The 15,727-nt window shown below is 71.6% G+C and carries 17 protein-coding genes; 9 read left to right on the forward strand and 8 right to left on the reverse strand.

Going from position 1 to position 15,727, the window contains the following annotated elements:
* The first annotated feature begins 29 nt into the window (after nt 1–29).
* Nucleotides 30–1,913, forward strand: coding sequence for a hypothetical protein (locus tag ACFPYL_RS08150; protein ID WP_379152775.1), 1,884 nt, complete (start codon nt 30–32; stop codon nt 1,911–1,913).
* Here ACFPYL_RS08150 and ACFPYL_RS08155 read toward each other — a convergent pair.
* The gene (locus tag ACFPYL_RS08155) at nt 1,888–2,952 is read right to left on the reverse strand and encodes an FAD-dependent oxidoreductase (protein ID WP_379152777.1); all 1,065 of its coding nucleotides are present in this window, start codon (nt 2,950–2,952) and stop codon (nt 1,888–1,890) included. The genes ACFPYL_RS08150 and ACFPYL_RS08155 overlap by 26 nt on opposite strands.
* Before the next feature lie 44 nt (nt 2,953–2,996).
* On the opposite strand from ACFPYL_RS08155, the gene ACFPYL_RS08160 reads away from it, so the two are divergent.
* Entirely contained in the window at nt 2,997–3,581 is a 585-nt protein-coding gene (locus ACFPYL_RS08160; RefSeq protein WP_379152779.1) for a hypothetical protein, read from the forward strand.
* Here ACFPYL_RS08160 and deoD read toward each other — a convergent pair.
* Complete coding sequence (gene deoD, locus ACFPYL_RS08165) at nt 3,572–4,294, reverse strand: purine-nucleoside phosphorylase (protein WP_379152781.1); 723 nt, start codon at nt 4,292–4,294, stop codon at nt 3,572–3,574. The two genes, ACFPYL_RS08160 and deoD, sit on opposite strands and share 10 nt — an antisense overlap.
* 30 nt (nt 4,295–4,324) lie before the next feature.
* Between deoD and nudC the strand changes: the two genes are divergently transcribed.
* The gene (nudC, locus tag ACFPYL_RS08170; RefSeq protein WP_379152783.1) at nt 4,325–5,230 is read left to right on the forward strand and encodes an NAD(+) diphosphatase; all 906 of its coding nucleotides are present in this window, start codon (nt 4,325–4,327) and stop codon (nt 5,228–5,230) included.
* 18 nt (nt 5,231–5,248) lie between these two features.
* Here the strand turns inward: nudC and ACFPYL_RS08175 are convergent, their stop codons facing one another.
* Nucleotides 5,249–5,503 carry a mycoredoxin gene (locus ACFPYL_RS08175; RefSeq protein ID WP_379152785.1) on the reverse strand — a complete coding sequence of 85 codons (255 nt, stop codon included), beginning with the start codon at nt 5,501–5,503 and terminating at the stop codon, nt 5,249–5,251.
* 80 nt (nt 5,504–5,583) lie between these two features.
* Between ACFPYL_RS08175 and ACFPYL_RS08180 the strand changes: the two genes are divergently transcribed.
* From ACFPYL_RS08180 to ACFPYL_RS08205, 6 genes are all read left to right on the forward strand, one after another.
* Nucleotides 5,584–7,620: an ATP-dependent DNA helicase UvrD2 gene (locus tag ACFPYL_RS08180; protein ID WP_379152787.1), complete on the forward strand. Its 2,037-nt coding sequence runs from the start codon at nt 5,584–5,586 to the stop codon at nt 7,618–7,620.
* Nucleotides 7,621–7,776: 156 nt separating this feature from the next.
* Nucleotides 7,777–7,980 carry a hypothetical protein gene (locus ACFPYL_RS08185; RefSeq protein ID WP_379152789.1) on the forward strand — a complete coding sequence of 68 codons (204 nt, stop codon included), beginning with the start codon at nt 7,777–7,779 and terminating at the stop codon, nt 7,978–7,980.
* Between the two features lie 125 nt (nt 7,981–8,105).
* Complete coding sequence (locus tag ACFPYL_RS08190; protein ID WP_379152791.1) at nt 8,106–8,444, forward strand: WhiB family transcriptional regulator; 339 nt, start codon at nt 8,106–8,108, stop codon at nt 8,442–8,444.
* 60 nt (nt 8,445–8,504) lie between these two features.
* The gene (locus ACFPYL_RS08195) at nt 8,505–8,669 is read left to right on the forward strand and encodes a hypothetical protein (protein WP_379152793.1); all 165 of its coding nucleotides are present in this window, start codon (nt 8,505–8,507) and stop codon (nt 8,667–8,669) included.
* Nucleotides 8,670–8,695: 26 nt separating this feature from the next.
* Nucleotides 8,696–8,911, forward strand: a complete 216-nt coding sequence (locus ACFPYL_RS08200) for a hypothetical protein (protein ID WP_379152795.1) — start codon at nt 8,696–8,698, stop codon at nt 8,909–8,911.
* 86 nt (nt 8,912–8,997) lie between these two features.
* The gene (locus ACFPYL_RS08205; protein WP_379152797.1) at nt 8,998–9,159 is read left to right on the forward strand and encodes a hypothetical protein; all 162 of its coding nucleotides are present in this window, start codon (nt 8,998–9,000) and stop codon (nt 9,157–9,159) included.
* 3 nt (nt 9,160–9,162) lie between these two features.
* On the opposite strand, the gene ACFPYL_RS08210 is transcribed toward ACFPYL_RS08205, so the two are convergent.
* From ACFPYL_RS08210 to ACFPYL_RS08230, 5 genes are all read right to left on the reverse strand, one after another.
* A complete protein-coding gene (locus ACFPYL_RS08210; protein WP_379152799.1) occupies nt 9,163–11,598 on the reverse strand; it encodes a beta-glucosidase family protein in 2,436 nt (811 codons plus the stop codon).
* A 44-nt stretch (nt 11,599–11,642) separates the two neighbouring features.
* Nucleotides 11,643–12,509, reverse strand: coding sequence for a carbohydrate ABC transporter permease (locus ACFPYL_RS08215; protein ID WP_379152801.1), 867 nt, complete (start codon nt 12,507–12,509; stop codon nt 11,643–11,645).
* Entirely contained in the window at nt 12,506–13,435 is a 930-nt protein-coding gene (locus ACFPYL_RS08220; protein WP_379152803.1) for a carbohydrate ABC transporter permease, read from the reverse strand. The genes ACFPYL_RS08215 and ACFPYL_RS08220 overlap by 4 nt, the downstream gene beginning before the upstream one ends.
* Before the next feature lie 100 nt (nt 13,436–13,535).
* Entirely contained in the window at nt 13,536–14,885 is a 1,350-nt protein-coding gene (locus tag ACFPYL_RS08225) for an ABC transporter substrate-binding protein (RefSeq protein WP_379152805.1), read from the reverse strand.
* A gap of 190 nt (nt 14,886–15,075) precedes the next feature.
* Entirely contained in the window at nt 15,076–15,720 is a 645-nt protein-coding gene (locus tag ACFPYL_RS08230; RefSeq protein ID WP_379152807.1) for a TetR/AcrR family transcriptional regulator, read from the reverse strand.
* Between the last annotated feature and the right edge of the window lie 7 nt (nt 15,721–15,727).

The raw sequence follows: 15,727 nt of genomic DNA on the forward strand, positions 1-15,727 counted from the left end.
GACCCCTACCCAGCGATCTCGGAGGCACCATGGGTACGACGCAGCGCCCGGAGCAGCAGTGCGACCTCGTCATGAAGGGGGGCATCACCTCGGGAGTGATCTACCCGGCGGCGCTGGTCCGGCTGGCGGAGAGCTACCGCTTCCGCGGGCTCGGCGGCACCTCGGCCGGCGCGATCGGCGCGGCCGTCGGCGCGGCGGCCGAACTGGGCCGCGAGCGCGGCGGCTTCGACGCGGTGGCCAAGCTGCCCGCCACCCTCGGTGACGGCGCGCTGGGCGAGCTCTTCCAGGCCCAGCCGCGCACCGCCGGGCTGCTGCGCCTGCTCTTCGCCTACCTGCGTTCGGGCTGGGCGGCACTGCTGCCCGCCGTGCTGCGCACCTTCCCCCTGACCTCGGTCGCCGGGCTGCTCCCCGGCGTCGCACTGGTCGTCGTCGGAGTCCTGGACGGTGACGTCGCCGGGATCCTGCTCGCGGTCGCCGGTGTCCTGCTCGCGGTGGTCGGCTGGCTGGTCGCGGTCGGCCTCCGGCTCGTCCGGATCGCCACCGTCGACGTACCGACCAACCTCTTCGGCATCTGCCGGGGTCTGGGCACGAACGGCACGCCGGGCTTCACGGAGTGGCTCTCCGACGCCATCGACGACGCGGCGGTCCTCACCGATGCGCAGCGCCCCCTGCTCTTCGGTGACCTGTGGGCCGGCGAGGTGGCGCGACCGGTCGCCGGGTTCGGGACGCCGATGCCGGCGCACCCGGAGATCGACCTCCGGATGATCACGACCTGCCTGAGCTTCGGCCGGCCCTACGAGCTCCCGATGGAGGTCCGCACCTTCTTCTACGAGGAGTCGGTGTGGGAGACGCTCTTCCCGCCGCACGTGATGGCGGCGCTGCGCGCAGGCAGCGACCCGGTGCCGGCCGACGTGGACGACGTCACGACGGAGACCGGCTGGCTCGACCTGGTCGCCAGCCGGCGCGGCCTGCGCCGGCTGCCGCCGGCGAGGTCGCTCCCGGTCATCGTCGCCACCCGGCTCTCCCTGAGCTTCCCGGCGCTGATCTCCGCGGTGCCGATGTGGGACGTCGACTTCGGCGCCGAGGACACGCCGATGTCGGTGGCGGCGGTGCGGGCCGCGCTCCGCGACGAGCGACCGACGCCGATCTCCGCGGTCAGCTTCCGCCGGCTCTGGTTCTCCGACGGCGGGCTGTGCAGCAACTTCCCGGTGCAGTTCTTCGACGGCGCGCTGCCGACCCGGCCGACGTTCGCGATCAACCTCGGCTCGTTCCCCGACGACCGGGCCCCGGACCCCGACCAGAGCCGCAACATCGAGTACGCCCGGACCAACGACGTCATCCCGGCGACGTACTCCGACCTCCCGACCTCCGGGATCGGCGCCCTGACCGGGTTCGCCGGACTGGCGTTCGGCACCGCCCGCAACTGGAACGACTCGTCGCACCTGCAGTTCCCGGGCTACCGCGACCGGATCGTGAAGGTCTTCCAGACCGACCGCGAGGGCGGGCTCAACCTCGACATGGAGCGCGACGTCATCGACGGCCTGGGCGCTCGCGGTGCGGCCGCCGCAGCGGCGATGGTCGAGCAGTTCGGCAGCGACCACTACCGCGAGCCGCACGCGACCGGGTGGGACAACCACCGCTGGGTCCGCTACCGGGCGCTGCTCGCGTGCATGCCGGCGTTCCTGGGCTCGTACGCCGCAGGACGCGCGGCGCTTGGCCTCGAGCTGGGCATCGAGAAGGACCCGCCGTCGTACCCCTTCACGCGCGCCGCCACCCGCGACCTGGCGGCCGAGCTGTCGGAGGCGCTCGACCGCGCCGCCGCGGTGGTCGGCGCCGCCGACCCGGAGACGATCGCGGACCTGAGCGGCGTGCCCAACCCCGAGGGCGTCATCCGGCGCGTGCCGCGGACCTGACGTCCTCCAACCAGCGGGCCACCCCGCGCGCGGCGGAGCGGCCGGCCCGGTTGGCGCCGATGGTGCTCGCGGACGGGCCGTAGCCGACCAGCTGCACCCGCGGGTCGGCGACGGCGGTCGTCCCGGCCCGGTCGAGCTGGATGCCGCCGTGCTCCGAGCGCAGGTGCAGGGGAGCGAGGTGCGCGATCGCGGGCCGGAAGCCGGTCGCCCAGAGGATCACGTCGGCCGGCCAGAGCCCGCCGTCCGGCAGGCGTACGCCGCCGGGCTCGATGCGCTCGAACATCGGGTGCCGCTCGTACGCCCCGAGCCGCTCGGCCTCGCGCTCCTGCTCGCGCAGCGCCAGGCCCGTCACGCTGACCACGCTCGCGGGTGGCAGGCCACGGCGTACCCGCTCCTCGACCAGCGCCACCGCCTGGCGGCCCCGGTCGGGGTTGAACTCGTCGGTGCGCCACACCGGCTCGCGGCGCGTGACCCAGAGCGTGTCGGCCGCGACCGGCGCGACCTCGCCGAGCAGCTGCACCGCCGAGGCGCCGCCCCCGACCACGACGACCCGCTTGTCCCGGAAGTGTTCGGGGCCGGGGTAGGACACCGTGTGCAGCTGCTCGCCGCGGAAGTCGGCGATGCCGGGGTAGTAGGGCAGGTGCGGCTGGGTCCAGGTGCCGGTGGCGTTGACGATCGTCCGGGTCCGCCAGGTGCGGTCGCCGGCGTGCACGACGAGCAGCTCGCCCTCGTCGGTCACGCGGTCGACCCGCACCGGTCGCAGCACCGGCAGGTGGTGGGTGCGCTCGTAGTCGCCGAAGTACGCCGGCACCACGGTGTTGGCGCGGCCCTCCGGCGTGCCCGGCGATGCCGAGTCGGGGAGCGCTGCGATGCCGTGCACGTCGTGCATCGTCAGCGAGTCCCACCGGTGCTGCCACGCGCCGCCGGGTGAGTCGTCGGCGTCGAGGACGACGTGGGAGAGCCCGCGGCGCTTGAGGTGGTACGACGCCGACAGGCCGGCCTGGCCGGCCCCGATCACCACCGCGTCGTACGTCTCCACGCTGGGTGAACACCCGCCCGGTCCCGGATGTTTCACCCGGCGACGTGGCCGGGCACACCCCCGGCATGGTGACGACCGACCCCCAGGGCGTGGCGTGGTCCGTCGAGCTGCGCAGCTCGGGCCGGGTCTGCGCCGACGTGCGACGCGGGCGGAGCCTCGTCTACGTCGTCGTCGCCGTCTGGTTGGGCCTCATCGCTGTGGGGCTGCTCGCCTTCACCGGGCTCGGCGGCCGGGTCGTCGGCGCACTGTTGCTGCTGCTCGCGGTGCCGATGCTCGTCATGACGGTCAAGCAGGTGGCGCGGGTCGGGAGCTGGCGCTCGCCGCAGGTGGTGGTCGACGCCGACGGCATCACGGTCCGCCACGGCTACCTGCGGGTGCCGTGGTCGGAGCTGGGCGGAGCGTTCGGCTACACGGCCAACCACAACCGGTGGGTCGCGCTCGTCCTGAGCGTGGAGTGCTACGAGGCCTGGCGGGCTCGACGTCCCTGGCTGGTGCGGGTCCTGGCTCGCCGCTGGCGGCGCCGGCGTCATGGCACCGTCAACCTGCCGCCCAACCTCGGTGTCGACAACGTGGCGTTCGCCGGGTGGCTGACGCACGAGGCCCGGGACCGCCGACTCAGTCAGCTCTGAGCGGTGCCCGCCTCGAGCGCGATCTCGACCATCGCGCCGAAGGTCTGCTCGCGCTCCTGCGAGGTCGTCTCCTCGCCGGTGACGAGGTGGTCGGAGACGGTGCAGATCGCCAGCGCTCGGCGGCCGTGCTTGGCCGCCAGCGTGTAGAGCGCGCTCGCCTCCATCTCCACCGCGAGCACGGCGTAGTCGACCATCCGCGCGGACAGCTCGGGCCGCGCCGGGTAGAAGGAGTCGCTGCTGTAGATCAGCCCGACGTGCGCCGTTCCGTTGGTCGAGCCCGTCGAGACCCCGGCAGCCTCCGCCGCCGCGCGCAGCAGCCCGAAGTCGGCGACCGGCGCGTAGTCGAGGCCCTCGAACGCGATCCGGTTCATCGACGAGTCGGTGCAGGCGCCGGAGGCGATGACGATGTCGCGCACGGCGACCCGCTCGGTCATCGCGCCGCACGAGCCGACCCGGATGACCGACTGCACGTCGTACTCCCGGAAGAGCTCGTTGGCGTAGATCGCCAGCGAGGGCTGGCCCATGCCGGAGCCCTGGACCGAGACGCGGTGGCCGCGCCAGGTGCCGGTGAAGCCGTACATGCCGCGCACCTCGGTGTAGCAGCGGGCGTCCTCGAGGAACGTCTCCGCGATCCACTTCGCGCGCAGCGGGTCGCCCGGCATCAGGACGAGGGGGGCGATGTCTCCGGCCTGGGCGCCGATGTGGGTGCTCACCTGCTGGAGCCTATGACTAGCCTCGACCGGGTGACGTATCAGCACGAGCGCCTCTCCGCCGGCGCGCACGACCGGGCCGGGGTGCACCGCGCCGACGACGCGTGGCTCGAGGAGAAGTGGGCCGACCCGGAGAGCCGGGTCCTGGTCGTCTCCGGCACCCGCGTCAAGCCGCATGAGGGCAGCCTCGACTGGGTGGCGCCCGCCGAGGCGCCCGAGGGCCTGCGGGTGCTTCTCGGCGAGCACGACGGGCGCACCTGGTTCGCGGTCATCGTGGACGCCGAGGTCTCGAGGACCGACGGCGGCTGGGCGCCGCTGCGCGGCCTGCTGCCCTTCCTCGCCGACGACACGCTCGCCGGGGCGCCCCTGGTCTTCCACGCGCTCGGCCTCGCCGAGTGGCTGTGGGTCACCCGCTTCTGCCCGCGCTGCGGCGAGCCGCTCCAGCCGCGCTCGTCGGCCCACGAGCTCGTCTGCGCCAACGGGCACACCCAGTTCCCGCGCACCGACCCGGCGGTGATCATGGTGGTCACGTCCGGCGAGCCCGGCTCCGAGGACGAGCGCTGCCTGCTCGGCCGCGGCGCGACCTGGCCCGAGGGCCGCTACTCCACGCTGGCGGGCTTCTGCGAGCCGGGGGAGACCCTCGAGGACGCCGTACGACGTGAGGTGCGGGAGGAGTCCGGCATCGAGGTGGGCGCGGTCGAGTACTTCGGCAACCAGCCGTGGCCGCTGCCGGCCAGCCTGATGCTCGGCTTCATCGGCCGGGCCGTCTCGACCGACATCGAGGTCGACCACCACGAGCTGGAGGACGCGCGCTGGTTCACCCGCGCGGAGATGAAGTCGCTCGCCGAGGCGGGCACCCTGCTGCTGCCGCGCGGTGTCTCGATCAGCCGGTCGCTGGTCGAGCACTGGTACGGCGGGGAGCTGCCCGGCCAGTGGTGAGGCCTCAGTGGTGAGGCCTCAGGCGGAGGCGAGCTCCTCGAGCTTGGCCTTCACCTGGATCAGCGACGGGTTCGTCTGCGCGGTGCCGTCGGAGTAGACCAGCGTCGGGACCGTCTGGTTGCCGTTGTTGGCCGACTCGACGATCTGCGCGGCCGACGGGTCCTGCTCGATGTCGACGATGTCGAAGGGGATGCCCTCACGGTCGAGCTGGCTCTTCAGCCGGTGGCAGTAGCCGCACCAGGGGGTGGTGTACATGGTGAAGGAGCTGCTCATCTGGGACTGTCGCCTCCGACGTCTAGGGTGTGGATCGTCCACCGGATCCAACCATCGCAGCCCAGGAGTTGTTCCCGCAGATGCCCGACCTCCTCGACGCCCTCGACCCCGAGCAGCGCCAGGTCGCCGAGGCGCTGCGCGGTCCGGTCCGGGTGCTGGCAGGTGCCGGCACCGGCAAGACCCGGGCGATCACGCACCGCATCGCCCACGGGGTCGCGACCGGCGTCTACGCGCCGACCGAGGTCCTCGCGGTCACGTTCACGACCCGGGCCGCCGGTGAGATGCGTGGACGGCTGCGTGCTCTGGGCGCCGGTGGGGTCCAGGCGAGGACGTTCCACTCCGCCGCGCTGCGCCAGCTGCGCTACTTCTGGCCGCGGGTCCAGGGCACCGAGCTGCCGACGCTCATCGAGTCCAAGATCGGCCTGCTCGCCTCCGCCGCCCGTCGGCAGCGGCTGAACGCCGACCAGGCGCTGCTGCGCGACCTCGCCTCCGAGATCGAGTGGGCCAAGGTCAGCAACGTCCACCCCGACGACTACGCCCGGGTCGCCCGCACCCGCGGCCGGTCGGTCTCCGGCCAGGACCACGACACCGTCGCGCGGGTCTTCGCGGCCTACGAGGACGTCAAGCGCGGCCAGGGCCGGATGGACATGGAGGACGTCCTGCTGCTCACGGCGGGGCTCCTCGACGAGGACGAGCGCGTCGCCGCCCAGGTCCGCAGCCAGTACAAGTGGTTCGTCGTCGACGAGTTCCAGGACGTCTCGCCCCTGCAGTGGGCCCTGCTGCGGCTCTGGCTCGGCGGCCGCGACGAGCTGTGCGTGGTCGGCGACCCCGCCCAGACGATCTACTCGTTCGCGGGCGCCGACGCGCGCTACCTGCGCGACTTCCGCACCGAGTACCCCTCGGCCGCCTCCATCGAGCTGGTCCGCAACTACCGCTCGACCCCCGAGGTGGTCGACGCGGCCAACACGCTGCTCGCCGCCTCGAGCAGCCGCGGGGTCGACCTGCGCGCGCAGCGGCCCTCGGGCCCGTCGGTCAGCTACACCCCGCGGCCCGACGAGGTCGCCGAGGCCGACGCGGTCGCCGCCCAGATCGCGCGGCTGCGCGACGCCGGCCGCTCGCTCGGCGAGGTCGCCGTGCTCTTCCGCATCAACGCCCAGTCCGAGTCGTTCGAGGAGGCGCTCTCCGCTCGCGGCATCCCTTACGTCGTCCGCGGCGCCGCCCGCTTCTTCGACCGCGCCGAGGTGCGCGAGGCCGTGACCCGGCTCCGCGGTGCTGCCCGGTCGGGCGAGGGCGCCGACGACGGCGTCGTCGCCGCCGTCACCGGCATCCTCGGCGGCATGGGCTGGAAGGCCGAGCCGCCCACCGGCCGCGGCCAGACCCGCGACCGCTGGGAGTCCTGGCAGGCGCTGGTCGACCAGGCCACGGAGTTCGCCGCGACGCCCGTCGAGGGCCGGAGCGCCGACCTGAACGCCTTCGTCGACGACCTCGACCGCCGCGCCTCGGAGCAGCACGCCCCGGTCGCCGACGGCGTCACCCTCGCGACGTTCCACGCGGCCAAGGGACTCGAGTGGGACTCGGTCTTCCTGTGCGGGCTCCAGGACGGCACCCTCCCGATCACCTACGCCGAGTCTCCGGCCGCGATCGAGGAGGAGCGCCGGCTGCTCTACGTCGGCATGACCCGGGCTCGCGTCGACCTGTCGCTGTCGTGGTCGCTGGCCCGCAACCCCGGCGGCCGCGCGTCGCGCAAGCCGTCGAGGTTCCTCGACCCGCTGCTGCCCGAGTCGGCGCGCACCACCGGTGAGCAGCCGCGCAGCCGCAAGGTGGCCAGCTGCCGGGAGTGCGGCCGGCCGCTGTCGACGGGCGCGGAGAAGAAGGTCGGCCGCTGTGCGGACTGCCCGGCGTCGTACGACGAGGCGCTCTTCGAGAAGCTGCGCGAGTGGCGCCGCGAGCGCGCCGGCGAGGAGGGCAAGCCGGCGTTCGTGGTCTTCACCGACGCGACCCTGCAGCTGATCGCCGAGCACAAGCCGCGGACCAACGAGGCGCTGCTCAAGATCAGCGGGATCGGCCGTTCCAAGGTCGAGAAGTACGGCGAGGACGTCCTCACGCTGGTCGACTGAGCCTCCCCCCGAGGGGTGGCAGAAACTTTTTGAGAAATGGTCAGTAAATCGTTTGCCCCTTACCTGTATGTACCGATAGTTTTCTCTCACTTGACCAGCAGCGCATCTCGGTCCTGGCACGACCGGCGCACTACGCATCGAAGGAGGTGGCTCCACATGAACAGCAACAAGCTCTGGATGACGGCTCAGATCCCGTCCGGCTTCGGCATGCCCATGGGCAGCCACGTCTCCTGCGCGACGACCGTCGTGCGCGAGCGAGTGGCAGCGATTGCCGGCACCACGGATGCCGCCAAGGCGGGCCTGGGTCTCACCCAGTCCTACTTCCCGGGGACCTCTGCCTGGAGACCACCGACCTGTTGACACCCAACAGCCATCGGCAGCCTCCAGGCCGCGAATCCCGAACCGGGATTCGCGGCCTTTCTGTTTTCCGAACGACCACCAGCACCGCACACCCCAGCGATCAGGTCAGAAGAAGGAGGTGAAACATGACCATCAGTGAACTCGTCCGCACCGATGGGACTGCCGAGGTGTCGGCCCAGGAGATCAGCCTGGGCCAGCTCCACGACCAGGCCAACCGGGTCGACGAAGAGCTGCTGCCCTGCCGGGTCAACAACCCGGAGCTCTGGTTCGCCGAGTCGCCCAGCGACGTGGAGTTCGCCAAGGAGCTCTGCCTGGACTGCCCGGTCCGGACCCTCTGCCTCGACGGCGCCCTCGAGCGTCGCGAGCCGTGGGGAGTCTGGGGAGGCCAGCTCTTCCTCCAGGGCGTGGTGATCCCGCGCAAGCGTCCGCGCGGCCGTCCCCGCAAGAACGAAGTCGCCGCCTAGGCAGCGTCCCGCAGCACCCGCCAGCACCACCCTCCGACAACGACGTCAAAGGACACCGAGATGAACTTCAGCACCGAGGACCTGGCTCGCGCTCAGGTGAGCACGCGACTCGTCGAGGCGCAGCACTGCCGACAGGGCCGCCGTCTGGCCCGTGTGATCCGCTCCGGCCGCCGGGCCGAGCAGGTCGCCCAGCAGGCCCGTCTCGCCATCGCCCGCACGCTCTGAGCACGCCGCAGATCTAGAAAGTCGACATGACTCCGATGAACACCTCCACGAACACGAACCCGAACGGACTCACCGAGATGAATCTTCTTCACGAAAATCTGGCCCGAGCGCAAATGTCCGAGCGCCTGGGAGAGGCGCACCAGCTCCAGCTGGGTTTCCAGCTGGCCCGTGCCCGTCGACTCAGCCGCAAGGCCGAGCAGGCGGCACAGCAGGCGCGTCTGGCCCTCGCTCGCGCGCTCTAGGACCACCGACACCGACCCCGAGAGCCGGTCCCGACGTACGACGTCGGGGCCGGCTCTCGGCCGTCGGAGGGGCGTACGTTGGACCGGTGACGACCTGCGACTTCTGCGGCAAGCAGGAGAGCGACGAGGCGAAGACGCTCACCTGGACCACGGCGACCGAGCGGGGACGCCAGCGCGTCTACTGCGACGAGTGCTCCCGCACCCACCTGCGTGCGATGGAGGGCAAGCTCGACAGCGAGTGGTGGTGACGCTCAGACCTCGACGCTCAGCACGATGTCGCCGGCTGACCGGCCGACCTCGACCGTGAAGGCGCCCGGCTCACGCACCCAGCCGCCGTCGGCCCAGTGCTCGAAGGCCCGCGCCGGTACGCCGATCCGCGCGGTCGCGCTGGCGTTCGGCTCCGCCTCGACCCAGGCGTGCCCGACCAGCCAGCGCACGGGCCGCTCGACCGCGCTGTCGGGCCGCGCGAGGTAGACCTGCACGAGCTCGCGCCCGGCCCGGTCGCCCGTGTTGGTCACGGTGACCGCCACCTCGGTGCCGCTGGTCGTGAGGTCGTCGTACGACCAGGTCGTGTAGCCGAGGCCGTGCCCGAACCAGTACGCCGGCTCGACGCCGTCGCGCAGGAACCGGCGGTAGCCGATGTGCAGGCCCTCGGTGTAGTCGAGGCGGCCGTCGACCGGGGTGGTCGAGGGCATCGCCGCGTCCTCCGACGCTGGCCAGGTGGTGGGCAGCCGGCCGCCGGGCTCGACCCGGCCGAGCAGCACGTCGGCGAGAGCGCCGCCGAACTCCTGGCCGGGGAACCAGGCGAGCAGGGTCGCGGCGACCTCGTCCCGCCAGGGCATCAGCACCGGTGCACCGGCGTTGACGACCACGACGGTCTCGGGGCGGGCCGCCGCGACCCGGTGCACCAGCTCGTCCTGACGACCCGGGAGCGCCAGGCTGGTGCGGTCGAAGCCCTCGCTCTCGACCTCCTCGCTGGTGCCGACCACGACGACCGCGAGATCCGCGGCAGCCGCGTCGGCGACGGCGTGGGCGAGCGAGGCGTCGTCGTCCTCGACGGTGCAGTCCACGGCGAGCTGCATCGACACGAGCAGGTCCTCATCGGCCGTGTGGTCCTTGACGACGTGCACGAGCGAGACCCGGACGGCCTGGCCCGCGGTCAGCGCCACGGTCGCCCACTCCTGCGGCGGGCGCATCAGCCCCTCGACCGGGTCGGCACCGGGCGGCAGCTCGAGCAGCTCGTCGAAAGCGGGCTGGTCGTCGAGGCGCAGCCGGTAGCGACCGACGCCGGAGGCGCCGATCCGGTAGTCGCCGGTCTGGTCGGCGGTGACGACCGCGTCCAGCGCGATCTCGGTGATCAGGGCGGGGTCGACACCCTCGAAGGCGTTGTTCCAGTTGAACGCCGAGCCCAGGCGGCGGTCCACGCCGAGGACCTCGCCGCCGGAGCCGCGGAACTCGACCCGGATGCCCGGCTCGCCGTCCGGGGTCGTCAGCAGCGCGGGGTCCGCGGCCGAGACCCGTTCGTGGCCGCGGGCGCCGAGGCAGTAGGTCACCTCGACGTCGGGTCCGAGCGCGGCGACCAGCCCGGCGAGCGGGGAGACGGTTGCGGGCGGGAAGACCAGGGCGCTGCCGCCGCCGAGGAAGCGGGCCTCGCGAGCGTTGGGGCCGATCACAGCCACCCGCTTGATACCGGGTCGCACGGGCAGCACCGGGGTCCCACCGACGGGAGCGTTGCGCACGAGGACGAAGCCGGCGGCGGCGGCCCGCTGGACCAGGGCGTCGCTCTCGGCGTCGGTCCAGGGCTCGACGGCCCGGGACCCCGGGCCGTCGGCGAGGGCACCCACGCGGGTGGCGAGCAGCAGCAACCGCAGGACCTTGGCGTCGACGTCGGTCTCGTCGACCCGCCCGTCGCGGACGGCGTCGACGAGCGCCTCACGCCACGGCCCGGTCGGCCCGGGCATGATCAGGTCGAGCCCGCCACGCGCCGCCGCCTCGGTCGAGCGGCCGGCGTACCAGTCGGTCATGGTGACGCCGTCGAAGCCCCACTCCTCGTGCAGGATCGCCCGCAGCATCGGGCTCTCGGTCATCGTCGAGCCGTTGACGGAGTTGTACGCCGCCATCACCGACCACACGCCGGCGTCGCGGACGATCGTCTCGAACGGCGCCAGGTAGAGCTCGCGCAGCGTGCGGTCGTCGACCTGCGCGTCGTAGGTGAGCCGGTCGGTCTCGGAGTCGTTGGCGACGAAGTGCTTGACGGTCGCGGCGACGCCCTGCGACTGCAGCCCCTCGACGAGCGCGGCGCCGATCGAGCCGGTCAGCACCGGGTCCTCACTGAGGCACTCGAAGTGCCGGCCGCCGTACGGCGAGCGGTGCAGGTTGACGGTGGGTGCCAGCACGACGTCGACGCCCTTGCGACGGGCCTCGTGCGCGAGCAGCTGGCCGAGGGTCGCGGTCAGCTCGGGGTCCCAGCTCGCCGCGATGGCCGTGGGCGAGGGGATGTTGGTCGACGGGTCGCGCTCGTCCCAGAGCTCGCCGCGCACGCCGGCGGGACCGTCGGAGGTCACCATCCGGCGCAGCCCGATCGCGGGCTCGTCGTACAACGCCCAGAAGTCGGCGCCGGTCAGCAGCCGCACCTTCTGCTCGAGGGTGAGGCGGGCGACCAGGGCAGGCAGGTCGAGGGAAGGCATCGAGGAGGACTCCAGGTCGAGAAGTGGATGGTGGGGGAGCGGGGCTAGGACTTCACGCCGCCCTCGCTGAGGCCGCTCTGCCAGAAGCGCTGGAGGGCCAGGAACGCGATCATCAGCGGGATGATCGACAGCAGCGCGCCGACGACGACGTACAGCTGGAGGTTGCCGGCGATCGCCTTCTGGCTGTTCCAGGTCGCGAGCCCGAGCGTGACCGGGTAGAGCTTGGTGTTCTGGAGCATCACCAGCGGCAGCAGGTAGTTGTTCCAGATGGTGACGAACTGGAAGAGGAAGATCGTGACCAGCGCGGGCGCCATCAGCCGCGACGAGATCGTGAAGAACGCCCGGAACTCGCCGGCCCCGTCGAGGCGCGCCGACTCGAGCAGCTCGTCGGGCACCGAGGCGGCGGCGTAGATCCGCGCCAGGTAGACGCCGAACGGCGACACGATGCTCGGCAGCAGCACCGCCCAGAACGTGTCGGTCAGGTCGAGCTTGCTGAAGAGCAGGAAGAGCGGCAGCGCCAGCGCGGTCGCGGGCACCAGGACGCCGGCGAGGATCACGTTGAAGACCACCTCGCGGCCGGGGAAGACGTACTTCGCCAGCCCGTAGCCCGCCATCGCGGCGAAGAGGGTGCCGATCGTGGCGCCGAGCGTCGCGTAGACGATGCTGTTGAGGACCCAGCGCACGTAGATGTGGTCCTGGTAGGTGACGACGTTCTTGATGTTGGTCCACAGCTCGAACTCGCCGTGGAACCACAGGCTGGTGTCGGTCAGGCCGCCGCGGGTGGTGCTGGAGGCGACGACCATCCACCACAGCGGCAGCAGGAAGTACGCCGTGCACACGACCATGAAGAGCGTGGCCGCGAGGACGGGGACCGGGCGGTCGCGGAAGCGGGTCCTGTCGACGGTGCTCACTGGAATGCCCTCCGCTGGGTGACCTTGAGGAACGTGAAGGAGAGCGCGCAGGTGATCACGGCGAGCACGACGGAGTAGGCCGCCGCCAGGTGGTAGTTGGGGATGCTCGAGGTCGCGTAGACGACCATGTTGGGCGTGTAGGTGCTGCTCACGGCGCTCGAGATGGTGCGGAAGATCTGCGGCTCGTTGAAGAGCTGGAGGGTGCCGATGATCGAGAAGACGCCGGTCAGCACGAGCGCCGGGGTGACGTGCGGGATCTTGATCGACCAGGCGATCCGCACCTGTCCGGCGCCGTCGACGGTCGCCGCCTCGATGACCTCCGACGGGATCGCCTTGAGGGCCGAGTAGATGATCAGCATGTTGTAGCCGGTGTAGATCCAGTTGACGACACTGGCGATCGAGAACATCACCAGGTCGGGCCCGAGCAGGTCGAAGCGGTCGGCGAAGGCCGGGATCGGCGTGGTGCCGGGGGAGAAGAGGAAGCCCCACATCAGCGCGGCGATCACGCCGGGCACGGCGTACGGCGCGAAGAGCGCCAGCCGGAAGAACCGGTGCCCGCGCAGCACCGGCGAGTCCAGCAGCAGCGCGAAGACCAGGGCGAGGCCGAGCTGGATCGGGATCGAGATCACGAAGAACTGGGCGACGCGGACCAGGCTGTGCCAGAACTCCGAGTCGGAGAAGACCTCGGTGTACTGGCTGAGCCCGCCGAACACGTCGTGGGCGACCCCGAAGGTGCCCTGGCGCTCGATCTTGAAGAAGGACTGGTAGACGGCGTACGCGATCGGCAGCACGTAGAACAGCGCGAACGAGAGCAGGAACGGCGTCAGGAAGCCGATCGCGGCCCGCCGGTGCCGCCGGCCGCCGGAGGGAGCCGCCGGCCGCCTGGTCCTCGTCGGAGCCGTCGTCGTGGGGGGCAGTGCCGTCATCGGGTCGGTGTCCTCCAGGTCCTCGGTGGGTGACGGGTGGTGCGTGCGGCCGGCCGGGAGAGGTCGACGGCCGGCCGGCCGCACGTCGGGGTGGTGGCGGTCAGTCCGCGACCGTCAGGGACTGCGACTTCATCGTCTCGACGGTCTTGTCCTGCGCGGACGTGAGCGCCTCGTCGAGGGTCCCCTGGCCGTTGACCGCCTTGCCCAGGCCGTCGGCGAGCGCGGCGTAGGTGTCGGTCATCGTCGGACCCCACTGGAAGCTCGGGTCGACCCCGGCCGAGGCCTGGGCGAACACCTCCCAGACCTTCTGGTCGCCGTAGTAGGGGAGTCCCTCGGTGAGCGCCGGCAGCTGCTCCTGACCCTCGGTGGTGGCCGGGTACTGGCCGCCGTTCTTGTTGTTGAGGGTGAGCGCGTCCAGGTTGCTGAACGCCCAGGTCGCGAACTTCGAGGCCTCGTAGGGGTACTTCGAGTTCTTGAAGACGACGGCGGTCGAGCCGCCCCAGTTGCCGGCCTTGTTGTCACCGGCGGTCCACTGCGGCATCGGCGCGACGGCCCACTTGCCGGCGGTCTTGGGTGCCGAGCTCTCGAGCAGCTTGGTGGTCCAGGCGGCGCCGATGATCGACCACTCCTTGCCCGAGTCCAGCGCCTTCCACTGCGGGTCGCCGAGGCCGGGCACGCTGTCGACGAGCTTCTCGTCGATCAGCTTCTGCCAGTAGTCGGCCACCTGCTTGGTCGCGTCGTCGTCGAGGGAGACGGTCCAGGTGTCGTCGTCGACCGAGAACCACTTCGCGCCGTTCTGCCAGGCCAGCGAGGTGAACCAGGCCGGCTGGTCGGGCGGGAAGTCGCCGATCGTGGCGCCCTGGGCGGCGATCTTCTTCGCGGCGTCGTAGTACTCGTCCCACGTCGTCGGCACCGGGATGCCGGCCTTGTCGAAGAGGTCCTTGCGGTAGTAGAGCGCCATCGGGCCGATGTCCATCGGGATGCCGTAGACGGCGTCCTTCTCACCGAAGCCGGTCTGGTCGATCGCCCAGGAGACGTACTTGTCCTTGGCCTCCTGGACCGGCTCGCAGGCGCCCACGTTGGTGAGGCCGTCCTGGAGGCGGAACGACGGGAGGTTGTCGAACTCGATCATGCCGATGTCGGGGGTCTTCCCGGCCTTGATCTGGTTCGAGTACGCCTGGTAGGTGCCCTGGTTGCCGCCGACGACCTCCTTGTAGTCGACCTGGATGTCGGGGTTGTCCTTGTTCCAGAGGTCGACGGTCTCCTGCATGCCGGGGACCCACGAGGTGAAGGTCAGCGTGACCTTCTTCCCGGCGGGCTTGCACGAGCCGGAGTCGGCGGAGGTGCCGTCCCCGTCGGAGTCGCTGCTGCCGCACGCGGCGGTGAGCAGCAGTGCCGCCGCGGCGAGGGCGGCTGCCGCTCCGGTGCGGCGCCTACGAGCTGTGCGCATCTGGCTGTCCCTTCCCTGTCCGGCCGGAGGCCGGGTGCGATGTCGAGATTCGTGTTCACGAGGGGGCGGCCGTCTCTGCGACGGGCTTGTGATGGCAGTCACAGCGGGTGGCCGGGGCGATCTAAGCACACTTGCTGACAGGTAAGTAAGTAGTGAGGGCGAAATTGTTACCTGCCGAGACCGGGGCGGCTCAACCGGCGGCGACCGCGGTGCGCTCCGCGCTGCCCCATCGCTCCAGGATCGCGTCGATCACGAGCGCGACGGTGGCCGGCATCTGGATCTCCTCGGGCGCCAGCAGCCACTGCACCTGGAGGCCGTCCATCACCGCGATGATCGCGCACGCGGCGGACTCGATCTCGTCCGAGGCCGGGTGCTCCTCGGCGGGCAGCGACGCCTCCAGGGCGGCGACGATCAGGCCGCGGAGCACGGCGAACCGCTCGCGGAACGACTCCTGGGCGGGGTGGCCCTCGGTCACCGACTCGGCCGAGAGCACGACGTACGCCTGGACGAGGCCGACGCGGCCGGTGTTGACGACCGCGGTGTGCACGAGGTGGCGCAGCAGGTCGGGGCCGCGCGGCGGCTCGTGGTTCTCGAAGCCGGCGACGTCCAGGCGCTCGCGGTGCGCGAGGGCCTCGACGAACAGCTGCTCCTTGGAGCCGAAGTGGTGCAGGATCCCCTGGTGGGTGATCCCGACCCGCTCGGCGATCTCGCCCAGGGACGCCTTGTGGAAGCCGCGCCCGCCGAAGACGTCGACCGCGGCGACCAGGATCTCGCCGCGGCGCTGCTCCGCCGAGACCCGGGGAGCACGTTGGCGAGCGGGTCCGGAAGTCGTCATGCGGCGC

This window comes from Nocardioides hankookensis (genome assembly GCF_042658885.1).
In the GTDB taxonomy this organism is placed as follows: Bacteria; Actinomycetota; Actinomycetes; order Propionibacteriales; family Nocardioidaceae; genus Nocardioides; species Nocardioides hankookensis.

What these genes read in the sequence shown, in the direction of transcription:
- ACFPYL_RS08220 (WP_379152803.1), bottom strand. Translation starts at nt 13,435, where the DNA reads ATGACGGCACTGCCCCCCACGACGACGGCTCCGACGAGGACCAGGCGG.
- ACFPYL_RS08195 (WP_379152793.1), top strand. Translation starts at nt 8,505, where the DNA reads ATGAACTTCAGCACCGAGGACCTGGCTCGCGCTCAGGTGAGCACGCGA.
- ACFPYL_RS08200 (WP_379152795.1), top strand. Translation starts at nt 8,696, where the DNA reads ATGACTCCGATGAACACCTCCACGAACACGAACCCGAACGGACTCACC.
- ACFPYL_RS08190 (WP_379152791.1), top strand. Translation starts at nt 8,106, where the DNA reads ATGACCATCAGTGAACTCGTCCGCACCGATGGGACTGCCGAGGTGTCG.
- ACFPYL_RS08230 (WP_379152807.1), bottom strand. Translation starts at nt 15,720, where the DNA reads ATGACGACTTCCGGACCCGCTCGCCAACGTGCTCCCCGGGTCTCGGCG.
- ACFPYL_RS08150 (WP_379152775.1), top strand. Translation starts at nt 30, where the DNA reads ATGGGTACGACGCAGCGCCCGGAGCAGCAGTGCGACCTCGTCATGAAG.
- ACFPYL_RS08210 (WP_379152799.1), bottom strand. Translation starts at nt 11,598, where the DNA reads ATGCCTTCCCTCGACCTGCCTGCCCTGGTCGCCCGCCTCACCCTCGAG.
- ACFPYL_RS08180 (WP_379152787.1), top strand. Translation starts at nt 5,584, where the DNA reads ATGCCCGACCTCCTCGACGCCCTCGACCCCGAGCAGCGCCAGGTCGCC.
- ACFPYL_RS08225 (WP_379152805.1), bottom strand. Translation starts at nt 14,885, where the DNA reads ATGCGCACAGCTCGTAGGCGCCGCACCGGAGCGGCAGCCGCCCTCGCC.
- ACFPYL_RS08175 (WP_379152785.1), bottom strand. Translation starts at nt 5,503, where the DNA reads ATGAGCAGCTCCTTCACCATGTACACCACCCCCTGGTGCGGCTACTGC.
- ACFPYL_RS08185 (WP_379152789.1), top strand. Translation starts at nt 7,777, where the DNA reads ATGAACAGCAACAAGCTCTGGATGACGGCTCAGATCCCGTCCGGCTTC.